This window comes from Achromobacter colocynthidis (assembly GCF_057334535.1).
The window spans coordinates 122,565-146,334 of the sequence record NZ_JBHFIZ010000024.1; the positions used below are offsets into that span (position 1 = coordinate 122,565).

Genomic DNA, 23,770 nt, shown 5'->3' on the forward strand with positions numbered 1-23,770 from the left:
CCGTGAAGCTTGGCCGCATTTCCATCCGACGCCGCCTGTTGGCGATGCTGCTGACGCTGTTCGCCGTGGGCTTGGCTGCGCTCTACCTGCTGGTGCGCGGCTATGCCCAGCAAACCGCGGACACCACCTACGACCAATTGCTGCGCGCGTCGGTCCTGTCCATGGCCGACAGCTTGCAACTGGTGCAAGGCGAATGGCAGATGGACATGCCCTACGCCGCGCTGGCCTTGTTGGAACAGGCGCCGCGCGACCGCGTGTTCTATCGCGTTGCGACCACGGCGGGATCGCTGATTTCCGGTTACGCCGACCTGCCCGCGGCGCCGGACCGCCAAGACGCCGACGATACGCCTGAGCTGTACACCACCCGGTATCAGGGCGAGCCCGTGCGGGTTGCCTGGATGGAACGCAAGATTGCCGGGCCGCGTAGTGCCGAGGCTGCCGTGATCCAGGTTGCGCAAACCCGTGAAGCCCGCAATGCGCTGGCCGACAGCATCCTCTGGCAAGGCACTTTGGCGCTGATCGGTTTCACCGGCGCGGCGCTGGCGCTGGCCTACTGGGGCCTGCAACGTTCCCTGTCGCCCATCCAGCGCATCGAACACGAGTTGGCCACGCGCAGCGCGTCCGACCTGCATCCGATCGCCGCGCCCGTGCCCCAGGAACTGGATACGCTGGTGCATTCGCTGGACGGCTTCATGGCCCGGCTATCCGACAACCTCGACACCTTGCGCCTGTTCATCGCCGAAGCCGCCCACCAGTTGCGCACGCCGCTGGCCGCGCTGCATGCACAGATGGAAGTGGCGCTGGATGAAGACGACCCCGCCGAACAGCGCCGCAGCCTGCTGGCCGTCTTGCGCAATGCCGAGAAACTATCGCGGCTGGTCAACCAACTGCTTAGCGACGCCAGCGTCACCCACCGCAGCAACGTCAAGCAGTTTCAAGCGGTCGACCTGGCCGAACTGCTGCGCCAAGCCGCCTATGACACCGTGCCGCAAGCCGCCCCCCAGCCCGACGTGCGGCTGCACCTGCCCGATGCCGCATCCGGCCAGGAATCTGGCCGCCAAACGCCAACCATTCTGGGCGACAGCCTGATGCTGCGCGAAGCCTTCAAGAACCTGATCGACAACGCCTTGCGACACGGCGCCCAAATTTCCAACTCCATCTCCAGCCCCAACGACGGGCACATCGACGACCACATCGACATCACCCTCGACGCCCACGATAACGGCTGGCGCATCACCGTCTCCGACCCCGGGCCGGGCATCCCGCCCGCGCTGGCCAATGCCGCGTTCGAACGCTTCACGCGCGGCCCTAACCCGCGCACCTCAGGCGCGGGGCTGGGTCTGTCCATCGTCAAGCGCGTTGTCGAAATCCATCAAGGCAAACTCAGCTTGAGCAACCGCGTGGGCGGCGGGCTGGATGCGGTCATCACCTTACCGGCGAGCCGTCGTGATGCATAGCGCGCTGGCATGGGTGGGCAGGCTGCTTGGCGCCACCGCCTTTCTGTCGGTCGCGACCGGGGCGGCCATGGCGACCGTGAGCAACGCGACAGCCGCCGAAGTCAGCCGCGACGGCCTGACGCTTGGGCCCGCGGACAGCAAGAACGTGCTGATCCTGCATGCGTCCAACAGCGTGCAGGTGTTCAAGGGTGTGCTGGAAGACTTCGGCCGGCTGAACCCCGGCGTGCGGCTGGAATACACCGAACTGTCCACGCAGCAGCTCTACCAGGACACGGTCGCACGCGCGCAGGACGACGCCACGGCCAAGCGCGGCCCCGACCTGATCATCAGCAGCGCCATGGATCTACAGACCAAGCTCGTCAACGACGGCTATGCGCAACGCCACGTATCGCCGGAAACGCGCGCCCTGCCCGCCTGGGCGAATTGGCGCGACGAGGTGTTCAGCATCGGCACCGATCCCATCGTCATGGTCTACAACACGAAAAAGCTCGCCGCCGCGCGCGTGCCGCATACGCGCCGCGCGCTGCTTTCCTTGCTGCAAGCGCCCGACCGGCCGCTGGCCAACAGCATTTCGACCTACGACGTGCAAGGCAGCGGCATCGGCTATCTGGCCGCTACGCAGGACACGCGCCTGGACAGCATGGCGGGCGCCTTGCTGGCCGCGTTCGGCCGCAATGTCGTCACCACTCACGAGTCCACGGAAGACGCGCTGGACAAGCTGGAACGCGGTGAGATCACGCTGGCGTACAACCTGCTGGAGTCCTACACCCGGCACCGCATCGACCAGGGCGCCCCGCTGGCCATCATTTATCCGCAGGACTACACCCTGATGCTGTCGCGCTCCGCCATCATTCCAAAGCAGGCGTCACGCGGCGATCTGGGCGCGCTGTTGCTCGACTACCTGCTCTCGCCCCGAGGGCAGGAAATGCTGGCCAAGCAATCCGGCATGCGGCCCGTCAATGCCTCGGTCGTTCCGGCCGCGGGCATCCGCCCCATGGCGCTGGGCGTGGGATTGTTGGTGTATCTGGATGCGCTGAAGAAGCGGCATTTCCTGGATTTATGGCGGGCCGCGATCCTGCCAACGGGCGAGCCGCCTCGTCCTGATGGAAACGTCCCGGTGCACACGCATCAAGCGGTTCATTAATCCTGCTCCGCAGCCAGGATTACGCATGTATGTTGCGCAATGATCGCAAATTCGCGGGCATAATTTCCGCTCGGGCCGACGGCCACGTTGGGGACACACCATGCTCAAGCATCAGATTGTCTTCTCCCGCGCAATGGAGGCCGTGCACCATCTGACCGACCCCGACCCGCCCTGGCAAGACATCCTACGCACGGCGCGTGATCTGGTCGGCGCCGACAGCGGCACGCTTATCGTCTTCGACGCGCGCAACAAGCTATCAAACCTGTCCGCCATCGGCTTTTCCGATGCCTGCTTCGCGGACTACCAAGGCCACTACTACCGCCACGACGTGCTGGAACATGACTCGCGCACGGCGCCCGCCGGCACCTGGCTGGACACCGCCCGCATGTACAGCAGCGCCCAACTGCATCGCACGGAGTTCTACGCCGACTTCATGCTCAAGCACCGCATGGCGCAGATCATTTCGCTGATCGTCGAATCCAACTCCGTGCTGCATGCGACCATCGGCTTCCAGCGCTCCACCATCGACGCCAAAGCCAGCGCGCGCCTGCAGACAGGCGACTTCGCCCGCTACTTCCGCCTGTTGCAAAGCCAGCTTGCACAGCGCCAGAAGGCCTTGACCATAGGCTGGAAATCAGTGGAAAGCGCCTTTTCGGAAGTCAACGAAGCGGTGCTGCTGATCAACCAGGAGTCCATGGTCAACAAGATGTCGACACTGGCTCGACACTATGTGGAAGAGGCGCGCGGCTGGCTCGTGCGTGGCGGCAGGCTGCGCCACGTCGACGCCAAAAGCCAGCGCCTTTTCGACATTTATTGCGCCGCCACCTTCCACGATGGCCAGACGCGATCGCTGGCCACGGCCGCGGGTTGGGGGGAATTTGACTGGATGGACCTCAGTGCCGCACCCGATGCGCTAAGCCTGCTGGGTGGCCGCTTGCTGCTGGTGCGCTTGCGCCGCAAAAGCGCATTCGCCAAGCCCGACATCGACAAACTGGAATCCGTGTTCGATATCACCCATGCCGAAGCCGCCGTGCTGGCGGGCCTGGCGGCGGGCCACAGCGTGGAAGAAGTGGCCACGCTACGCCAGTCGTCCGTGCTGACGGTGCGCAAGCAAGTTGCCTCGTTACTGAGCAAGATGGAATGCAGCCGCCAGGCGGAATTGGTGCGGCTGGCTTCCCTGCTATAGCGCAAACGCGGTATGCGCCCCGGTAGCCGTCCCGGGCGTCCACGCCAGGCGTAATCAATTTTGGGTATGCGATGGGCACCCATGCGGCCCTACGATGAGTCCGAAGCCATGAGGGAGAGGGATTGCTATCGTGATCAAGGAGTCGTTCATGAAGACTGTCCTTTCGTTCCGTATGTTCGTCCCGGTGGTGTTGGCCGCCGCCGGCCTGCTCTCCGGCCCCACTTTTGCGCAACAGGCCGTCGCCCCCACGACCGCCGTGCAAACGCCCGATGTCCCGAAAACCCACGACGACGTCATGCGCGACCTCACCGCCTGGCGGGAGGCCGGCGTCGAGCAAAAATGGGAAGGTGACGAGACGCCCGACATCTACAGTGGGGCATATGTCGCCAGCTATAGAAAGTATGTGGACACGGTGCGTCCCGGCAATGCCACGTCCACGATGCAGACGCCATCGCAGAATCAAGGTAAGTGGTGAGCGTGACGGATAGCATGGCGGTCAAGGCCGGTAGTGGAGTTTTCCGGTCTGCCGCCATCATCAACCGGGCGTTCCAAGCGGGCTGTCGCAAACGTTCTTTTGACCTTGATCACGCCAGGCATCTGGCCCCATGGGCCAAGGTACGCACAAAGCGATGGTTCCATGGAAATTACTGGCTCGTTATCCCCGCTTTTTCAATGACCTCTTCCCAACTTCCAATCTGGGCATTTACCCAGCTCTTGGCTTCGACACTACCTCCGAACGGCGCGCGCATGCCCAGGCTGGCAATGCTGGCCTGAAACGCCGGCGAGGCGTACACCTGCGCCAAGGTATCGTCCCACTTCGCTGCAACGTCGGGGGGCATGCCACGTGGCGCCATGACGAGAAAGGCAAACTCCGCTTCAAAGTCCTTCAGTGATTCCACCCCCAGTTGCGCCATCACGGGCACGCCCGGAAGGTCGGGATCCAACTCGCGCGACGATATCGCCAGCGCCCGCATTTTTCCGGCCTTGATGTGCGGTTGCACCGCCGCGGCCGACAAAAAGCCGACCTGGATTTGATCCCCCAACAAGGCATTGATGGCCCCAGGACTCCCGCCAAACGGGACGTGAGCGACCTCAATGCCGGTGGCCAGCTTCAACTTCTCGAAGGCCAGGTTTCCTGGGCTGCCGTAGCCTGCCGAGGAATAGGCAAGGGGCGTTGAACGGGCGTAACGCAGAAACTCTTCGACCGTCGTCACGCCCAAGTCCGGTTGCACGGTCAGTGCCAGGCCGAAGCTGCCGGCGACACTGAGCGGTTCCAGATGCGAGATAACGTCGTCACCCAATCCCTTGAAGACGTGGGGATTGACGGTAAGCAAGGTGTCCAAGGTCATGAGCAGGGTATAGCCATCGGGTGGCGCCTTGGCGACTGCCTGGGCGCCGATGCGTCCCGATGCACCGGGACGATTTTCAACGATGACTGTCTGACCCAACAACTTGCCGGCGTATGTCGCGATGGCGCGTGCGCAGATATCCACCGGGCCGGCTGGTGCGGAATTGACAATCAGCCGGATGGGGCGCGTCGGATACTCGGCCTGCGCCGCAACCGAGGCCCCGGCCATCAGCAACGCCGTGCAAAACAACGAGAACTTGATCATGGATGCCTCCTGTGTGGCGAGAGTCCGCCATCGCTGTGTGGGCGGGCGTGTCACGCAATTGCCGTGGGGTTCGGGCTGGTTTCCGCGTGACGGATCATCGTTTGCGACAGCGCCATCAGCAGTTCACCGCGCCGAGCCTCGGCAGCGGGGTCGTGCCATAAGTTGCGCAGTTCGTGGGGGTCTTCGTGCAGGTCGTACAGTTCGCCCCAATCCGCGTCGGCGTACACGCTCAAGCGGTGGCGCGCTGTTTGCAGCGTTCGCATCCGAGCACGCCCGGGAAAGCCGAACATCGTGCGCTGGCCCTCCTCTTCGATCAGCAGTGCATCGCGCACCGTCTCAGTGGCGCCCGACATCAACGGCAGCAAGGATTGGCCTTGCATGCCGTTGTAGGCAGGTACCCCCGCGCGCGCCAGCACGGTGGCGGCAATATCGGCCGTGGAGCACAGCGCCTGGCTGCGCGCGGCAGCTGGCAGGGCTTGCGGATCACGCCAGATGAACGGCGTGCGGATCAGGCTTTGGTAGTGGATGGGGCCTTTGAACAACAACTGGTGGTCGCCAAAGAAGTCGCCGTGGTCGCTCGTGAAAATGACCACGGTGTTCTCGTCCAGGCCCGTGTCCCGCAGCGCCTGCATGACGCGGCCGATGGTGGCGTCGATATGGCTGATGGAACCGTAGTTCAGCGCAATCGCTTCCCGCGCTTCGCGTTCGGTGCAGGCGAACACGGCCGGCGTGTGCTTGACCGCCATGTTCAGGTCACGCTGCCTATACAGCCACGCCACGTGCGGGGGTGGGTGATGATGGGCGGCCTGGCTGGCGTGAAACGATTCAGGAAGCTTCACGTCGTCAGGCCGATACTGGTCCCAGTACTTGCCAGGCGGCGTGTAGGGATGGTGCGGATCAGGAAATGAACACTGGATGAAGAACGGGGCTTGGCCGGTAGCGTGCCGGCGCAGTTGAGCGATGGTTTGGTCACCGATGTAGGCGGTGGTGGAGCATTCCTCGGGAACGCGCGTGCGCCAGGCCTGCCGGTGTTGAGTCAGCACGAAGTCGGGCGTGCTGAAAGCGTGCTCCGCCCCCCACAGCCGCCGTACTTCCGGGTGTTCGCGGGCAAGCCAGCGTGCGTAATGGCCACCGACCTGATCGCCGTGATCAAGCGCCAGGCGCACGGTGTCGAAGCCGTAGAACGGCGTCTTCACATCATGGCCGGGGTGATCGCGCCACATCGGCCCCCATTCTTGGTCGTAGTCGCCAGGCTCGGGCCGCCACGCTTCGCCCCGCGCAAGCTTGCAGCCTGCCGGCGGCCAGGCGGGGCCAATGCCCGTCATGTTCTGCAAGTGCGATTTGCCGACCAGCGCGGTGGCGTAACCGGCGTCACGCAGCCGCTCAACAAACGTTGTTGCGCGCTGGGATAGCGCAATGCCGTTGTGGCGCACCCCATGCGCCGAGGGCATGCGCCCCGTCATCAACGTGGCGCGATTGGGCATGCAGATCGGGGACGCGACATAGAAGCGGGCGGCGGACCACCCCTGGTCGGCCAAGGCATCCAGCGCCGGGGTTTGCAGCAGGGCGTTGCCGTAACTACCCACGTGATCCGCGCGCTGCTGATCCGTGATGAAGAGCAGAAAGTTGGGCTGCAAGTTGGACTGCGAGTTGGACTGCATATCGGGCTGCATCGGGTCTCCTTGCCTCGGGCTCACATCGGCCTGGCTGTTTTGATGCGGCCATTATGGGTAGCGGTATGGGCGCCTGCGAGCCTGTTGCCCCGGATGTAGGACTCATTCCCGGGGCCGCTAGCACTGTGCTTTGCAGCCCACACATGTATCCATCAGATTCGGTTGGCGGGCCAGCGCATGCCACGGTTACAAGCCATCCCAAATCTCAACAAATAAAACAGCTTTGCCGCGCTAACTGGTTTAGATCTAGCTGAGCTTGCGCGGTTGACCCGGCGCCAGGAGGCCCCGGGGCCCACAGGCATAAAAAAGCAAGAACCCTGGAGGAGGAGCCATGCGTTTGTTTAATCGCAGGATCGCCGCATTGCTGGCGAGTGGGCTGATTGCCTTGACGGCGGGGTGTGCGTCGCCCGGCAAGAAAGACACCATCAACATGGCCGGGCTGTCACAGCCCGTGGAGATTGTGCGGGACCGCCACGGCGTCTCGCATATCTATGCGCAAAACCAGAATGACCTGTTCTTCGCGCAGGGTTTCTCTGCCGCGCGCGACCGCCTGTGGCAGTTGGACCTGTGGCGCCGGCAAGGTGAAGGCAAGATGGCCGAGCAGTTTGGCCCGCGCTTCATCGAACAAGACCGCGCCGCGCGCCTGTTCCTGTTCCGGGGCGACATGCAGGCCGAATTCGCCAGCTATCACCCCGAAGGCCAGGCCATCCTGACCTCATTTGCCGCCGGCATCAACGCCTATGTGGATTGGGTAAAGGCCAACCCCGACCAGTTGCCGCCCGAGTTCAAGCTGACCGGCACGCTGCCTGGCTATTGGCGCCCCGAGACCTCGCTGATCCGAATCTACGGGCTGACGCGCAACCTGACTGCGGAAGTGAAGATGGCAGAGCAGGTCGCCAGCCTGGGCTTGAACGCCGTGCAGGGCTTGAGCACGTTCGAGCCGCCGTTGGCGTTGCAGGTGCCCGCCGGCCTGGATGTGCGCCAGATCGACAAGTCGGTGCTGGCCAACTACAGCCTGGCGCGCAATGGCCAAAAGTTCGTCGCGGCGGATTTCCCGCGCAGCCCGCTTGCCGCCGACAAGCGCGAAGCGCTTGCCAGCGCGCTGTCCGAAGGCAGGCTGGCGGCGCTGGATCCGAATTTCGACCCGCTGGCCACCCGCTATGAAAGCAATAACTGGACCATCGGTGGCCAGCATACCGACACCGGCAAACCCATACTGGCGGGCGATCCGCACCGGTCGATCGCCATGCCGTCCTTGCGCTACATGGTGCACCTGAACGCGCCGGGCTGGAACGTGATCGGCGCCGGCGAACCGGCGCTGCCGGGCGTATCGATGGGCCACAACGACCGCATCGCCTTCGGCTTGACGATCTTTGCGTTCGGCGACGAAGAAGACCTGTACGTCTACGACACCAACCCCGCAAACCCCAACGAATACCGCTATCAAGGCGGCTGGGAAAAGATGCGGCAGATGGACGAGACCATTCCCGTGCGGGGTGAGGCGGCCGCGGTGCGTCAATTGAAGTTCACGCGCCACGGCCCGGTCATCCACGAAGACCCCGTGCGGCGCAAGGCATATGCGTTGCGCGCGGCCTATCTGGAATATCCGGGCACCGCGGCCTACCTGGCCAGCCTGCGTTTGAACCAGGCGCAGAACTGGAATGAATTCGTCGCGGGTATGGAAAAGCACTACACGCCCAGCGAGAACATGGTGTACGCGGACGTGGACGGCAACATCGGCTGGTTCGGCGGCAGCATCGCGCCGATACGCCCGCGTAACGACTGGTCGGGCATGTTGCCGGTACCGGGCAACGGAGATTTCGAATGGCGCGGCGTCTTGCCGGGCAGCGCCCTGCCCCGCGCGTACAACCCGCCCGAAGGCTATGTTGCCACCGCCAACGAATACAACCTGCCGGCCGACTATGCCTACAAGGACATGTCCGCGCGCACCTGGGCAGAACCCTATCGCGTCCAGCGCATCCGCGAGGTGCTGGCCGATGGCAGCCGCCTGTCGGTACAACAGTCGCAGGACCTGCAATACGACAACCTGTCGATACCTGCGCGCACGCTGGGCGGCTACGCCAAGTCGCTTAACTCCGCCGACCCGGCGGTGAACGACGCGCTGAACGTGCTGAAGGACTGGGACTACCGGATGGAAACGGATTCGCGTGCCGCCACGATCTACGCCTTCTGGCTGCCCGAGGTCGTCAAGCGGGTGTCGGACCTGTACGTGCCCGCGAACGGCCGTGCGGCGTTCGGCGACTTGTCCACCCGCAAGACGCTGGAGAAGCTGGCCGTGCCGGACACCGCCTTTGGCACGCCGCCTGACCGGGGCCGCGACGCGCTGTTGCTGCAAGCCCTGAATGACGGGGTGCAGAAGCTGCGTGCCAAGCTGGGGCCGGATTCCACGCAGTGGCAATGGGGCAAGCTGCATCACATCCAGTTTGAACACAGCCTGGCCAGCCTGCTGCCGCCAGACACCGCCAAGGCCTGGGGCACGCCACGCTATGCGGTGGGCGGCGACAACGACACGGTGCATCGCGCGACGTTCCGCAAAAGCGATTTCCGGCAGATCAGCGGGGCGTCGTATCGCCAGGTGATCGATGTGGCGAACTGGGATAACTCGCGTGTGCAGAACGTGCCGGGCCAATCCGCGGACCCGCGCAGCCCGCATTACCAGGACCTGCTCAAGGGCTGGGCCACGGGCGAGTACTTCCCCATGGCGTTCAGCCGCGCCAAGGTGGATAGCGAACGGGCAGATACGCTGACGCTCAAGCCGTCAGGAAACTGACCAGCGGCGCAAGAAAAAATGCCGGGCCGCTTAAAACGGCCCGGCATTTTCATTGACGTCCTTGCGCTTACTTTTTCGACGCGTCCTGCTCCACCACCATATCCAGCACATACACCTTGGACGGCGCGTCGGCGGGCGGGTTCTTCCAGTCGTAGCGCTTCACGCGCAGCACGGTGCGCACGCCTTCCTGGTGCTCGAACCCTTCGATGGACTGATACAGCGGCTGCCATTTATCCTGCGTCGGCTGCTGCACCCCGGCTTCGTTGTAGCGGCGCTCGCGCACCATCAGGCATTGGTAGTTGGGAATCATCGGATGGCTGCACTCGGCCTTCTTGGCAGCCACTTCCAGGAACATGATCTGGCCCGCGCTGCCATACAGCGTCTCGGGCGTGGGCTCACCCACGAACTTCAGCACGGTGCCGTCCTTGCCCACGAGCTCCAGCGCGGGCTCATGCGTATCGCCCGACATCGTGGCTCGCAGATCGCCTTTCAGGCGCTCGTTGATCTCGGCATCCAGTTGCATCAAACTCTGCTCGCAAGCCTTCATCGTGGACGCCAGGTTATCCACTTGCAGCACGCCATTCTGATAGCGATAACCGCCAAACTGCGTATTGCAGCCCCCGCGAATATTCAAGGCATCCTTCGTGAAGGCCAGGCGCAGCTGATGCTCAACGCCCGCTTGCAAGGTCGGAATCGACTTGCTGGATGCATCGGTAGCGGAGACCAGACGCCAGTAATACGCGGGCAAGCTCAGTTGGCTGGCGGGCGACGTCGCGGTAGAAGTGGGCATGGAGGACGATCCTTCGCTGGGAGAGGAAACGGGAGCGCAAGCCTGTAGCAGCGCGGCGCATGCGGACGCAAGTAGGATTATTTTTTTCATGGTTCGTTCCTATGAGCCGTATGGCACTGATCAAAAGCGGCATTCTACGTCCGTGGTATGGACGGATCAGGCGCAGCGCGAGGCAGAGGGTTTCAAAATCTTGCTGGAGGGTGCGGTTGGTGGGCCATCCCTGTACGAGACTAGCGAGCGACTTTCATTCAGAAGGCGCTGAAACAAGCCATAGAAATAATCAGCCACTGCACCTCACCTGAAAATTACAGTCTGACACGTTACGCCCAGCAGATACTCTAAGCATGCGGTACACAAATTGAAGATATCCCAAAAATTGTTGTAGATTTCAGACTCCTGCCTGACACGACCAAAACCATGAAACGAGCAGTTATCAGATTAGGAGATCGCACGAGCCACGGCGGCGTTGTCGTCACTGGCGACCAAACCATCAATGTATTTGGCAAGCCAGCCGCACGCAAAGGCGATATGGTTTCGTGCCCGAAATGCAATGGAACATTCCCGATTGTGGAGGGCTCGCTCTCCTGCGGCAGCGATCGAGAACTCGCGTTGGATGGGATGCGGACATCTTGTGGCGCGATCCTGCTTGCCAGTCAGCAGTTTTGGCTAGAGGAGTATGGAACTGGTGCGTCCACACCGCCCGAGCAAGCCGAGCAATCTCCAACAGAACGGCCAGATGAACCGACTAAGCAACTTGTATATGGGATGGCACAGGTCTCCTTTTATATTCAAGATCGTCGCCAGCCTATTGGCATTGGTCGTTTGGCGGCAGAGTTACTTGCGGACCGCAGCCCCGAACAAGTGAAGCGCTTCATAGAGCTGAACGATCATCTAGGCAAGTATGCGCAATACGGCAGCATCGTTCTCGTCTCGAGCGATTACGAGAACGAGAACTACACTGCGGAATCGATGAAGCTGATCCACTCGGTCAAAGAGGTTGAATCTCTACGCGCCAAGCTCGCGGCTCATCATGTGCAAACGATGTTCGACAACTGGGATCTTCTTGCCTACGCGATCGGACAAAATGGCGATAACGTCGTGGGAGCCGCTGGCACGTTCCTGAAAACGTATGGGCAGGGGATCAAGTCTGCACTAGATCGTCTTGAAGGCGCCGCTCAGCAAGCGCTTGCGCGGTCTGGCAATCTCAGAGACGCTCAGTTTCGCGCTGAACGGGCAGCCATTCTTGCGGACATTGATACCAAGTTCAAGCGAATGTTGTTGGCTCGAGCCGGCATCCCTGATCGGATAAAGTTGTCCGCAGCGCTGAACCTATCGAGCAAGTCCGTGACACATATCTGGCGCTCAGGCGGGACTCCCATCTATGTGCGATATCAGCGAAAAATATACGAATGGTTCCAAAAATATGAATCCAGAGCTGCAAAACTAGCGCTTGCCTTCAGTGTTGGCAAGGCAGGGCAAGAGGTATATAAGGTCTGCGCGGCAGAGGACACCAGCCGAAAAGAATGCGTCGTCGCAAGCTCACGAGAAACGCTAGGGCTAGCTGCCAACATTGGAGGTGGATCAATGGCGGCGTCGGGAGGCGTGGCGTTCTGCGCGATGCTCGTTCCGGCAGGAGGCGCACCCGGTTTGATATGTGCGGCGGGTGTCATCGGTGCGTCGATATGGGCGGGGAACGAAAGCGCCGCTCTTGGTAAGTCGCTGGGCGCCGACTTGAGTACAACGGGATACGAGTTGATTTTCGAATGACAGAACTAAGCGGTCAACATATCGGCGCCATTGCAGGACTGGTCTTTGTCTTGGCGTTCGTCGTTTATATTTCTTCTGCAGCGTACTTCTACTACTTCAAACTTGACGACGCCATCCGTCTGACAAGCCACCCAATGGCGAAAGGCAGGACCAGATCTCAACTAACACTTTACGAAAAACTGGCCATTTCCACCACGCTCTTAATATGGCTAGTACTTCACAAAGCAAAGTTCTGGCCCATCAATAACATTCATCATATTTTTGGTGAAAATGATGTTCGCACCATACCTTCCGATATAAAAATTCCGCTATACCTCGCTTACGGGGGGATGACGATTTCGGTATTGGCGCTGCTTATAGGAAGCGCCCTTAAACGCCTATATGCATGAACGCGCCGGCAATGATGCCGGCATTTGATCTTGCAATGCCGCAATTTACCAGCCAACACATCAGCGCCGTCACTGGAACGATTATTTTCTTGGCGTTCGTGGTTTACGTCGTCGCAGGCTTGCACTTCTATTACCGCAAGCTTGACCACGCTATCGCGCTTACGCGACACCCTTGGGCAAAAGGCAGAACTCGCGCCGAGTTGTCTTTGCATGAAAAGATGAACATTTGCACGTCATTGGCGGTGTGGTTGGCGTTCCCCCATGCCAAGCGGTGGCCGATCAGCAAAAACAACGCAATGTTCCACCCTGTCGATGCAAGGCAAATCCCCGGAGACATCAAGATTCCCCTTTTCTTGGCCTACGGAGGACTCATTACGATCGTCTTGGCATTGATCATCGGAGGAGCGCTACGGAATTTTTATGCGTGACCCTGTCACTGCACCGTAACGCCCACACACGACCACCCTACCCCACCCGCAACATCCCCATCTCTTCACGCACCACGCCTCGCTGCGCCAGGCCGGCTATCGCGTGTCCGATGCGTGCTTCCGCATCCGCCAATGTTCGCGACATGCCCAGCAGCCGGCACACTGACTTGATCACATCCGCTTTCGGCGCGTTGCCGGTCATGGCCAGCACGTGCAGCACGCCGTTCGCCAGTTCCTGGATGCAGACATCGTCCACGCGGCGGCGCGTGGCGTCGTCGTCGCTTGCGCCGCGAAAGCCGGTCCAGGTTTCGGGCGCTACGCCGGCAGGCCAATAGAACGTGGCCTCGCCTTCATCCGTCTGACCCACTTCCATCGGGGTCAAGGTCCGCAACCGTTCAACGATCCGGACGCCTGTGCGTTCCAGGCCCCAGGCGCGGGCGACTTTACGGTGCAGCACGGTCTCGGCAATGGGGCCTTCCGTGTCGATGACCAGGCGTAATTGTTCCGCCAATTGCGCGTTGTTGGCGCGGCTGTAGAAGGCGTCTGGGTCACCCACGGCAGCGCTCAGGTCGGCCAGTTGATAGGTCGCGATGCCGCCCGTGGATGCGCTGGCTGTGGCGCTGGCTGTTGCGCTCTGCATCGACGACCACGCCCCATCACCCTCTTCGGTCGTGATCACAAACTCCACGGCGCCACCGGGTTGAGTAGCGGCTTCGGGTTCGATTGCGGCTTCGGGTTCGATTGCGGCTTCGGCTGCGATTGCGGCTTCGGTTTCAACTTCGGCTTCAGCCTCTGCGTCCTCCACCTCGGGCTCGTCCTCGACCTTGTGTTCCAGCTCTGCGTTCAAGCGGGCCAAAATCTTTTCCACTTCGCGTTCAGGGTTGATCCACCAGTCGGTGGACCAAACGCGATGCAAGCGCCAGCCCAGCCCTTCAAGCACCACCTGGCGCAAGCGATCGCGATCGCGCGCAGTGGCGCCTGAGTGATACGCACGGCCGTCGCACTCGATGCCCATCAGATAGCGCCCCGGCGCACGCGGGTCCACCACGCCCATGTCGATGCGGTAGCCCGAGCAGCCCACTTGCGGATGCACCACCCAGCCATGATTGCGCAGCACCTTGATGACCTGGGTTTCAAACGGGCTGTCCGGCTCGCGGCCGGTCGGCAGCGACTGCTCGACCAAGGCGCGCGGCCCTTTCAGCGCAAACTCCAGGTAGTGCTTCAAGTCGCGCACACCCCGGGCGCGCACGCGCGACAGGTCGATCTGTTCCGGCATCAACGTGCTGTAGATCACCACGCCTTCGCGCGCGCGGGAGATCGCCACGTTCAGACGGCGGTGTCCGCCTTCGCCGTTCAGCGGCCCGAAGTTCATCGTCATCTTTCCGGCCGCGTCCGGGCCGAACGTGATCGAGAAATAGATCACGTCACGCTCGTCGCCCTGCACGTTCTCCAGGTTCTTGATGAACAGCGGTTCACGGGATTGCGCCGAGATCGCCTTGTCGAGCTCCGCATTGGCGCGGCGGCGGGCGTCCAGCAGGGTTTCGATCAGGGATTGCTGCGGCTGGTTGAACGTCACCACGCCCAAGGTTTGGCGGCGGCGGGACTTGTCCAGATAGTGCTGTTCAATGCCTTGCACGATGGCATCGGCTTCGCGGCGGTTGGTGCGGCTGCCGCCCCGGTCGTAGATACCCGCGACTTTCTCCAGGCGCACGGCCACGTCGTCCGTGACGGGCGACGGGAAGGTGATCAGCTGCGAATCGTAATAGGTGACGTTGCTGAACGTGATCAGGCTTTCGTGCTTGCTGCGGTAATGCCACTGCAAACGCAGGCGGTTCATGTCGGCGCCCAGACATTCATCCAGAATGCTCTCCAGATCTTCCACCTGGCCATCATCCCCCGCGCCATCGTCTTCCGGCGTGGACTTGCTGAAGAAGCTCGTGGGCGGCAACTGCTTGGTATCGCCCACCACCACCACTTGCTGGCCGCGCGCAATGGCGCCCACCGAATCCCACACCGGAATCTGCGAGGCTTCGTCGAACACCACGACATCAAACTGCGAATGGCCGGCGTCCAGATACTGCGCCACCGACAAGGGCGACATCAGCAGGCAAGGCTTGAGCCTGGGCAGCAGCGACGGCAAGCGCTGCATCAGTTGGCGCACGGGAACGTGGCGCGCCTTCTTTTGCAGTTCGCGGCGCAGCAGGCCAAGCTCGCTATCTGGGCTGACCAGCACGCCGTTGCCATCGGGCACCTTGCCGGCCAACACGGCGGCAATGTAGGCGGACGTCAGCTTCTGGAAGCGGTCGTCGGCATCGCGGAATTCGCGGATCTTGCGCTCGTGGTCGGCGCTGGAAAACGCGCGCAACACGGGGGCATGGTCGATGACCTTCTTCACCCACCAGTTGCGGTAGCTGAATTCAAAATGCGCTTCGATCTGCTCCAACGGAACGCGGCCCTGCTCAAGAGAAGCGACCAGGCCTTGCAGTTGCGACGCAATGGCCTGCTCGCGCGCCTGACGCCATACGCACCACGGCATCAAGAACTGCTTGTTATGACACCAGCCCGCCAGCACGCCTTGAATGCGCTCCAGCGCGCCGTTGGCATCCGATGCGCCCGCCAAGGCTTCGGTGGGTTTGGCCAAGGCATCCACTTCCGCCAACCGGTCTTGTACGGCGCGCCACGCATCCCGGTACGCCAACAACGACTTGCCCAGCGGCGAACCCGGTTGCAGAAAGGCGCGGTTCTCACCCACCAGCGCTTGCAAGCGCGTGCGCAAGTCGGCGGCGGAAATGGGGTCGCCCGCCACCTGCGTGACCGCGTCGGCAAAGCGCGCTGCCCATTGCTCATGGCGCTGGACTTGCTCCCAATCCGTGGACAGACCCGTATAGCTGTCTTGCAGCAAACGCTCCGCGTCTGCCTTCAACACGGCCAGTTCGCGGTCTTCGATATTCACCAGCGCCAAGGGCGCCAACATGGCAGTAATCGCGGCCTCATCCGGCCGCTGGCCGTCCGTGCGATACATCGCCAGCCGTTTGCGGATGCCGCCCTTGGCAAAGATGGACTTCGGCCACCAGGCCGAACATGCGGACAGCCATTCGGCCTTCAGCGTATTGGCATCAAGCTCGGCCAATTGCGCGTTCCATTGCGCGCCCAACTGCTCCCAATGCGCGTTGCGCGCAAGACCGTGGCGAGCCAGCGCCTGAACTTGAAAGCGGGCGGCGGGGTCGTGCGCTTGCGTGGCCAGGCCCGCAGGCACGTGGGGCGCCGCGAGCAGCATGTCGATCAAATGATCCAGATGCGCATAGGCATCCAGGCTCAAGCCCTGCGCCGGCACGCCTACGCCCTCGCCCGCCGCCACCGCCTGCGCCTGGAAGCCTGCCACCGCTTGCTCCAGCGCCTGCGCCGCGGCCAACAACGCGTCTTGCCAACTGGGGCTCCATTCGGCCATGCCGATGTGCGCCAGCGGATGGCCATGCAACACGCCAAGTTCCTTGGACAAGGTCGACATGCGGCGCGCGGTCTCGCGCAGTTGCGCAAGGTCTTTGACTTGATGCGCCTGCGCGTCGGCCCAGAACATCGGCGACGGATCCTTGCCCGCGTTCTGGATGCAGGTGCCAATGGCGTCATACACCGTCAGGCCGTTGGCATGCGTGTGATGCAGCGCATCGACCAAGCCGTTCAAGTCCTGGCGCAGCACGGTCAGGCGCTCGGCCTCACGCGCCCAGTCATCGCTTGTGCGCTGGCCGCTGTGGTCCAGCGCCTTTCCAAGCTGTTGCAGCACCTCGGATTTACGCGCCTTGGACGAATGCAGTTCCAGGCAGAACGGGCCGAGGCCGATGTTGGCCAAACGGCGATGCACCACTTCCAGCGCGGCCATTTTTTCAGAGACGAACAACACCGTCTTGCCGCGCGCCAGCAGATGCGCGATCAGGTTCGTGATGGTCTGACTCTTGCCCGTACCCGGCGGCCCCTCCAGCACCAGATCGCGGCCCGCGTCCACCGCGCAGATCGCCTTCAACTGCGACGAATCGCTCAGCAGCGGCGTCAGGAGATCTTCGGGCTTGTAGCTGTCGTCCAGCCGGTCAAAGCGCTGATCAAAAGGTTCTTTTGCAAACGCCTGCCCCGGGTGATCGATCAAATGCCTGACGACGCGGTTGGCTTTCAACTGCTCGGTGCGGTCTTGCAGGTCTTTCCACATCAGGTACTTGGTGAACGAGAAGATCCCCAGATGCACCTGTTCCAGCACTTCCCAGCCCGCGATTTCCCGCACGGCCAGCCGGAACGCCTGCAACACGCGCGCCACGTCCACGCCCTTGTCATCGGCGGGCAGGACGTCCAGGCCCGGAATGCGCAGCTCGTAGTTGTTGCGCAGCATTTGCAGCAACGTGGGGTTGATGATGGTCTCGTCGTCATGGCGAACCAACCGGAAGCCGCTGCGCACCGACTGCCGTTGCAGCGACACCGGCACCAGGATCAGCGGCGCCAGATGCGCGCTTTCCGCGCCGGGGCTTTCGGTCCAGCGCAGCATGCCCATCGCCAGGTACAGCGTGTTGGCGCCGCCCTCTTCCTGCCCGGTGCGCGCCGCGCCAAAGATGGTCAGCAGGTTGGCGTCCAGCGCTTCCTGCGTGACGCGCGCGATCAGTTCCTTGTTGGCCAGTGCGTCCAGCGCCATGTCGTCCAGCGGCGCGCGGCCGCCCCGGCCCACATGCACTTCGGCCACGCGCGGATCGCTGCCGTCCATCAACGCGGCGGGCAACGGGCGTATGCGGAATTCGCTGCCATCGACAATGGCGTCTTCCAAGCGGGCCAGGTCCGGCACGACGAGCGGCAAGGTGGACTTGGTCAGCTTGAAGTTCAGCAAACGGTTGCGCAGCGTCAGGTCGAGCAAGCGCGATTTCCACTTGGCCAGCCGGCCTTCCGGCGTGTCGTCAGCGGGCTCCAGGCTGATCACGAATTCCGGGTCCAGCGGCGGCAGGTCGGGCGTGGGTTCGATGGCGGCGGGGATTTCGGCGTCATCGGCATCCATCGGCGCAACCGACACACCACGCGACGGCAGCGGCTTGATCTGCAATTCACGCGCGCGATGCACGTCGATGGCGTAGCGAAAGGTGTTCTCTTCGCGCAAATGGGCCGCGCCCTGCTCCAACGCCCGCCGCAACGACGGCCGGAAGTTGGGATGCTGCGCGATGCCGGTCGTTTCAAAGACCAGGAACTCGCCACTGTCCACGCGCTTTCTTACGGCCTGCACGTCGTCGGTCAGCGGGTCGGCAAAGCAGGCCTGATGCAGCCACACGCCCACCCAGGCGTGCCCGTCCTTCATCAGGATGACCGGGCGCAAGCCGGCTTGCTCCAGGCAGGACGAAAACAGCATCGCCAGGTCCAGGCACGTTGCCACCCGAGCGTCCATGATGCGGTCCGGCGTGCGAATCTTCTGGCCGTCCACGCCGAAAGACGCGGGAGGCTCGGCGTAATGCAACGACTCGGCGGCCAGCGTGCTGTAGATGGCGGACACCTGCTTCCACACGACGTCGCGGCTTTTGGACTGGTAGCCGTTCATCTGCAGATCGGCGTGCTGCGCGCGCAGCAGCTTGGACGCCTTGCCAATCAGCCCATCCACGGCCGGATTATTCGGCATGGAAAACGCGGCCAACAATTCCGGCAAGGCGCGCGTGCCGGCCCATTGGTCATAGGCCAACACGGTAATCGCTTGTGAAGCCCGGCCGATTTCCTGCGTGTCTGACTGCACCACGACGTCGATGCTGGCGCGCACGGCTTCTTGCAAGTCAGCCACGTAGCTGTGGTCAGGCGTCAGGTCCAGCGGGGAAATCCGGCGGATTTCTCCGGGGACCAGCACGTCAAAGCGCAGCGTCACCGGTTGGGCAAAGGCGGGGTTGCAGCGGAGGCGGACCTCAATGTTCTCGAAGGTGTGCGCCGAGCGATTCGTCACGCGCAAGGTCCGAACGATGGGAACCGCGTTCTGAATCGAGGCGTAGCCCAGCGTGGGATCGGCGTCGATATCGATGGTGATGGCGTCGAGCGTGTTCGGCCCCGTGGCGACCACCACGTCGGCCTGCACCGCGCCGGTCTGCGCCGCGCCTTCCTGGATCACCGCCGGTTCCAGGTCTTGTCGCTTATCCATCGATATCTCTCGGTTCGGTTCCGCGCGGGCCTATGCCGGCAGCGAAAATCTGCAATGCCGGATTTTAAGACGCGATGACGCCGCCGCCCGCTGGAAATAGAAAGTTTTGCGTATCGGCGTGAATATCGACGGCATGCGCCTGCACGCCCCCCGCCGCCGGGTTATTGCCCTGGCGGATACGCCGGGTCCGTCAGGCAGGCCTGCACCCATTCGGCATCGTCCGACGCGTCAATCTCGCCATCCAGCTTCGGCAGCGGTTTGTCGGCATACACATACTTCGGCGCCTCGGGCTGCCGGTTCCAATTCGCCTTCGTATCGCCGACGGTGGCGCAGGCCTCGTCGGCACTACTGAACGAGCAGGACGCGATCACACGCGGCTTGCCGTCAACCACGTTGGCGACGTAGCGCTTGGTGTAGACCGCCCCGGACGCCCACGATTCGTCCACCGAGCACACGCGGTCGTTGTTCTGGTAGTGGCGAATCGCGAAGCAGGCGTAGTCGACGTAATCATGCGGCAGCACGTCGCAAGACGTCCAATAGCCCGCGAACGCGCCGCCCGTGAATTGGGACTGGAACTGCTGCTGCTGAACCGCCCGGCGAATCATGGTGGGGGTGGCGGAGCCTTTGCCGGCTTCCTTGAACTGGGCGCTGCGGTTCTCGATCAGCTCGCGCGCAATCTCGCCCGCGGTCTTGTCATCCGGCACGGCGTCCGGGTCCGTGAGCAGGCGGTCCAGCGCGCGGTCACGCGCTTCAAGCCAGCGCTTTTGGCTGGCGACCAGCATCTCGCGGATGTTGTCGTCCGGCGCCTGCTTCAAGATCGCCTGGTAAGCGCGGTTGAGTCCGGCATCGGCCGCCACCGTCGCCTTGTCGGCGCAGATCAGCTTTTCGACGGCGGTGCCAGCCTTGGCGCAATTGATCGCCATGGCCGGCGCGGACAGCGCGAACACGCCGGCCAGGAACAGGCCCTTTACTGCGAAACCCGCGAAACCTGCGGAATATGTGGAATATGTGGAACGTGCGGAACATGCGGAGCGTGCCAATGTCATTGCGTTCTTCTCTCTTGCAAGGGCTGCCGGTTTGGCTTTGCGGCTAGTGACGCAAGCGCAGCGCGCCATTCTGCATGAAAACCACTTACAAAATAGAAACAGAGTTCAACGCTCTGAAACGCGTACCCGGGCTATCCTGCGCCGGCTTCCCCTACCGCTTTCTATACCAAGACCGCTCCCTACCCATGCGCATCCGACTCGCCTCGCTACTGTTGTCCCCCCTGTTGGCCTGCGGGCTGCACGTGCCCTCGGCATGGGCGGACACCACCGTGCCCTCGCTGGACAAGGCCCGCGGCGCCATCCAGACGGAAGACGCCCGCAGAATGTACGACAGCCAGATGAGCGGCGCGCCGCAACCCGACAGGCTTGGCGTAGCCCTGCCCGACGGCTTCACGCGCGACTTCCTGGTGCAGCAACTGGCCCCTGGGCTAGACCCCAAACGGCTGCTGGTTGCAGGTGTCAAGCCGTGGGGGCAGCGCCCAGGAACGTTTGTCGCGATGGTGTGCCTGGCGTCGACGCCCGAACGCGCGGCGCGACTGATCAAATTCGGCGGCGGCGAATGCGCCGACCTGTCCAGCGACGATGACAAGAACGGCGCCTGGTTCGGCGTGTTCGGCACGACGCCGGGCAAGGCCCCCACGCTGCTGGCCCGCACTGACGGCCCCGTCAAGACGCCCACTGACTGGCGCAATACCAACATCGACCTGCCCCAGGACCTGGCAACGGACCACGCCAACGCCCCGTTGCTATCGATGCCCACCGAATGGAAGCACTTCGACCTGGCCGCGTACAAGATCGCCCCCGGCGCCGTGGCCTTCGGTGTGCGCGCCGGGTGGAGCGAAGGCTACTCCGGCGGCGGCGCCAACTTCGAGGCCCTGTACCTGTTCCACATCGACGGCCCCACGCTGCGCGTGGTGTTCGCGCAGCCCATGTCGTTCTTCAAATCCATCGCAGGCGACTGGCACCCCGACGGCACACGCGACCACGACATGTCCGACGCCAGCAACATCCTGGTGGTGCTGCCAGAGAAAACAGACGGGTACTTTGACCTGCAACTGCGCCAGCAAGGCGGCAAGTGGCGCAAGACGTTGAAGTGGTCGGCGGTGGAGCGCGGGTATCGGTGATGGGCACGGCGTTCCACCAATTTGACGGCGTAGGATGGGTGGAGCGCGAAAGACTCAAGGCAAAAATTCAAACGCCTCAACGCGCGCAACCCATCATGCTGCATCCCGGTTCTTTTGGTCTGCAGCCACAACACAACGTCTGTTTGATGGGTTCCGCGCGTTGATGCAGCGGCGTTCTTGTCGCTGGTCTCTCGCGCTTCACCCATCCTACGAATTGGGCGGGTGGTGCCTCGCGCGCGATCAGGCATGCGTACTTGAAGAACCCCTCAATGTATCGTCCGCGCCCCTTTGCGCGCCCGCTTGATCTCATACATGCGTGCATCCGCCAAACGGACCGCGGCTTCGGCGTCCAGGCCGCGCGGGTCGACGGCCACCACGCCGACGCTGGCGCCTTCATAGGGCACCACCGCATCGCCCAGTTGATAGCGGCCGATGGTGGCCGCCGTGGCGCGTTCTTCCAGCGCGCGGGCGGCGTCTTCGGCTTCGCCGCGTTGCGCCTCGCCGGCCGGGCCGATATTGCCGCGTTCGATGGCGGGGCCGGGGCCGATCAGCACGAACTCGTCGCCTCCCATGCGGCCCAACATGTCGGACGTGCGCAAGGTGCTGGCCAGCCGCCGGGAAATCTCTTGCAGGAACACATCGCCCTGTTGGTGGCCGTAGGTATCGTTGATGCCCTTGAAGCCGTCCAGGTCGATCACACCGACCAGCACGCTGCCGCCTTCGCGCAGCGCCCGCTTTTCCAGCCGTTCCAGCTCTTCGTACAAAGCGCGGCGATTGGGCAGGCCGGTCAAGGGATCAGTCAGCGCATAGGACAGCAACTGGACATTCGCGGCCTGCAGTTGCTCCATCAAAATTTCGCGTTCCAGGAAATTGGCGATGACGTTGGAGAACAGCTTCAACACGGCCTCGGCCTGCGACGGGATCTGATGTTGTTGCGCGCTGGCCGCGCACAGCGTGCCAAGCAACGTGCCTTCATCCGTGCGTACGGGCGCGCTCACGTAGGTCTGAATGCCCAACTGGCGCGCGGCTTCGGAATCCGACCAGCAGGCGGCGACGTCGCTTGTGCACATGCGCCCTTCTTCCAACGCCCGCTTGCATAGCGTGTCCGACCACGGCACCGACAAGCCTTCGGGTATCTGCATGTCGCCCACATTGCGGGCAAAGCGCACGTGTTGCAGATCGGCTTTCAGGTCGATGGCGGTCAGGTAGGTGGATTCCAGCCCCGTCACGCTGCCCAACATGTCCAGCAGCGGGCGGGTCAATTGCTCAACCGTCTTGGCTTGAGGCAATGAATTCGACAGTCCGGCAAGTATCGGATCCATATTGCGTCTCCTCGAAGCGCGCGACGCCTGCCGCGCAGTATGGCGAACCCGGCGCATATGGACCGTCCGGGTCAAGCAAACATTATGCACGCGAGGTCACGCTGACTCGCACGGACGGCGCATCATGCAAAAACCCGCACTCCCCAAGTTGGGGAAGTGCGGGTTTTCGTTAGTGGAGCACTCAGGCGGCTTGCACCGCCCGATTCAGGCTGATCAGCCTGCCACGCGGAAACGCTCGGCGTCGTCCATGAAGGGCTTGTCGCCAAAGCCGTTTTCGTTCGAGCCGAAAGGCATTTGCGCGCGCAGCTTCCACGACGCGGGCACATTCCACTCACGCGCCACCACGCCGTCGATCAGCGGGTTGTAGTGTTGCAGGCTGGCGCCGACATCGGCGTTGGCCAGGGCCGACCAGACCGACAGTTGGGCCATGCCGCCCGCCTGTTCCGACCACACCGGGAAGTTGTCGGCGTACAGGGCAAACTTCTCTTGCAGGCTGCGCACGACGTCCTGGTCTTCGAAGAACAGCACGGTGCCGATGCCGGCGGCAAAGCTCTTGAGCTTGGCTTCGGTCTTGTCGAACCCTTCAGCCGGCGCCACCTTGCGCACTTCTTCAATGGTCAGGTCCCAGAGCTTCACGCTTTCGGCGCCAAACAGAATGACAGCGCGCGAGCTTTGCGAATTGAACGACGACGGGGTGTGCTTGATCGCGTCTTGGATCAGGGTCGTCAGGGCTTCCTTGGAGGCCGACACGTTGCGGCCCAGCGAATACTGCGTACGGCGCTTTTTCAGTGCGTCGAGATAAGCGTTGCTCATGTGACTTTGACCTTTCGACTGGTAGATAGGGGGTGATATGGGAAGGAATTCTAACGGCAGGACCGTGACGGCTGCACTAGCGCCGGGA

The 23,770-nt window shown here is 62.7% G+C and carries 16 protein-coding genes; 9 read left to right on the plus strand and 7 right to left on the minus strand.

What is annotated here, in order from left to right; translation table 11 throughout:
* Positions 1 to 2: 2 nt before the first annotated feature.
* The 4 genes from ACE04A_RS09210 (at position 3) to ACE04A_RS09225 (ending at position 4,262) form a co-directional block, all read left to right on the plus strand.
* Positions 3 to 1,457 (plus strand): sensor histidine kinase N-terminal domain-containing protein, encoded by a 1,455-nt coding sequence (locus ACE04A_RS09210; RefSeq protein WP_448718594.1) that lies wholly within the window; start codon positions 3 to 5, stop codon positions 1,455 to 1,457.
* On the plus strand, positions 1,450 to 2,601 hold the full coding sequence (locus ACE04A_RS09215) for an ABC transporter substrate-binding protein (RefSeq protein ID WP_485820109.1): 1,152 nt from the start codon (positions 1,450 to 1,452) through the stop codon (positions 2,599 to 2,601). Before ACE04A_RS09210 ends, ACE04A_RS09215 begins: the two co-directional genes overlap by 8 nt.
* Positions 2,602 to 2,701: 100 nt before the next feature.
* The gene (locus tag ACE04A_RS09220; RefSeq protein WP_448718595.1) at positions 2,702 to 3,787 is read left to right on the plus strand and encodes a LuxR family transcriptional regulator; all 1,086 of its coding nucleotides are present in this window, start codon (positions 2,702 to 2,704) and stop codon (positions 3,785 to 3,787) included.
* Between the two features lie 148 nt (positions 3,788 to 3,935).
* Positions 3,936 to 4,262, plus strand: coding sequence for a DUF4148 domain-containing protein (locus ACE04A_RS09225; RefSeq protein ID WP_259251986.1), 327 nt, complete (start codon positions 3,936 to 3,938; stop codon positions 4,260 to 4,262).
* Between the two features lie 169 nt (positions 4,263 to 4,431).
* Here ACE04A_RS09225 and ACE04A_RS09230 read toward each other — a convergent pair whose 3' ends face one another.
* Together ACE04A_RS09230 and ACE04A_RS09235 are read right to left on the minus strand one after the other, a co-directional pair.
* Positions 4,432 to 5,400 (minus strand): Bug family tripartite tricarboxylate transporter substrate binding protein, encoded by a 969-nt coding sequence (locus tag ACE04A_RS09230; protein ID WP_448718596.1) that lies wholly within the window; start codon positions 5,398 to 5,400, stop codon positions 4,432 to 4,434.
* 50 nt (positions 5,401 to 5,450) lie between these two features.
* Entirely contained in the window at positions 5,451 to 7,073 is a 1,623-nt protein-coding gene (locus ACE04A_RS09235; protein WP_485820060.1) for a sulfatase family protein, read from the minus strand.
* Positions 7,074 to 7,404: 331 nt separating this feature from the next.
* On the opposite strand from ACE04A_RS09235, the gene ACE04A_RS09240 reads away from it, so the two are divergent.
* A complete protein-coding gene (locus tag ACE04A_RS09240) occupies positions 7,405 to 9,864 on the plus strand; it encodes a penicillin acylase family protein (RefSeq protein ID WP_485820061.1) in 2,460 nt (819 codons plus the stop codon).
* Between the two features lie 67 nt (positions 9,865 to 9,931).
* Here the strand turns inward: ACE04A_RS09240 and ACE04A_RS09245 are convergent, their stop codons facing one another.
* A complete protein-coding gene (locus tag ACE04A_RS09245) occupies positions 9,932 to 10,654 on the minus strand; it encodes a DUF4377 domain-containing protein (RefSeq protein WP_448718599.1) in 723 nt (240 codons plus the stop codon).
* A 417-nt stretch (positions 10,655 to 11,071) separates the two neighbouring features.
* On the opposite strand from ACE04A_RS09245, the gene ACE04A_RS09250 reads away from it, so the two are divergent.
* From ACE04A_RS09250 to ACE04A_RS09260, 3 genes are read left to right on the plus strand one after another with little or no spacing between them, the layout of a single operon-like run.
* Positions 11,072 to 12,421, plus strand: coding sequence for a PAAR domain-containing protein (locus tag ACE04A_RS09250; RefSeq protein ID WP_448718600.1), 1,350 nt, complete (start codon positions 11,072 to 11,074; stop codon positions 12,419 to 12,421).
* Positions 12,418 to 12,810 carry a hypothetical protein gene (locus ACE04A_RS09255; RefSeq protein WP_448718601.1) on the plus strand — a complete coding sequence of 131 codons (393 nt, stop codon included), beginning with the start codon at positions 12,418 to 12,420 and terminating at the stop codon, positions 12,808 to 12,810. Before ACE04A_RS09250 ends, ACE04A_RS09255 begins: the two co-directional genes overlap by 4 nt.
* Entirely contained in the window at positions 12,807 to 13,238 is a 432-nt protein-coding gene (locus tag ACE04A_RS09260; protein WP_448718602.1) for a hypothetical protein, read from the plus strand. Before ACE04A_RS09255 ends, ACE04A_RS09260 begins: the two co-directional genes overlap by 4 nt.
* Before the next feature lie 37 nt (positions 13,239 to 13,275).
* On the opposite strand, the gene proA is transcribed toward ACE04A_RS09260, so the two are convergent.
* Positions 13,276 to 19,377 carry an anti-phage protein ProA gene (gene proA / locus ACE04A_RS09265; protein ID WP_448718603.1) on the minus strand — a complete coding sequence of 2,034 codons (6,102 nt, stop codon included), beginning with the start codon at positions 19,375 to 19,377 and terminating at the stop codon, positions 13,276 to 13,278.
* Between the two features lie 161 nt (positions 19,378 to 19,538).
* Complete coding sequence (locus ACE04A_RS09270; protein ID WP_448718604.1) at positions 19,539 to 20,423, minus strand: lysozyme inhibitor LprI family protein; 885 nt, start codon at positions 20,421 to 20,423, stop codon at positions 19,539 to 19,541.
* A 185-nt stretch (positions 20,424 to 20,608) separates the two neighbouring features.
* On the opposite strand from ACE04A_RS09270, the gene ACE04A_RS09275 reads away from it, so the two are divergent.
* Entirely contained in the window at positions 20,609 to 21,547 is a 939-nt protein-coding gene (locus ACE04A_RS09275) for a hypothetical protein (RefSeq protein ID WP_448718605.1), read from the plus strand.
* A gap of 266 nt (positions 21,548 to 21,813) precedes the next feature.
* Here ACE04A_RS09275 and ACE04A_RS09280 read toward each other — a convergent pair whose 3' ends face one another.
* Both ACE04A_RS09280 and ACE04A_RS09285 read right to left on the minus strand, forming a co-directional pair.
* Positions 21,814 to 22,869 carry a sensor domain-containing diguanylate cyclase gene (locus ACE04A_RS09280; RefSeq protein WP_448718606.1) on the minus strand — a complete coding sequence of 352 codons (1,056 nt, stop codon included), beginning with the start codon at positions 22,867 to 22,869 and terminating at the stop codon, positions 21,814 to 21,816.
* Between the two features lie 213 nt (positions 22,870 to 23,082).
* Positions 23,083 to 23,682 carry a nitroreductase family protein gene (locus ACE04A_RS09285; RefSeq protein WP_448718607.1) on the minus strand — a complete coding sequence of 200 codons (600 nt, stop codon included), beginning with the start codon at positions 23,680 to 23,682 and terminating at the stop codon, positions 23,083 to 23,085.
* Between the last annotated feature and the right edge of the window lie 88 nt (positions 23,683 to 23,770).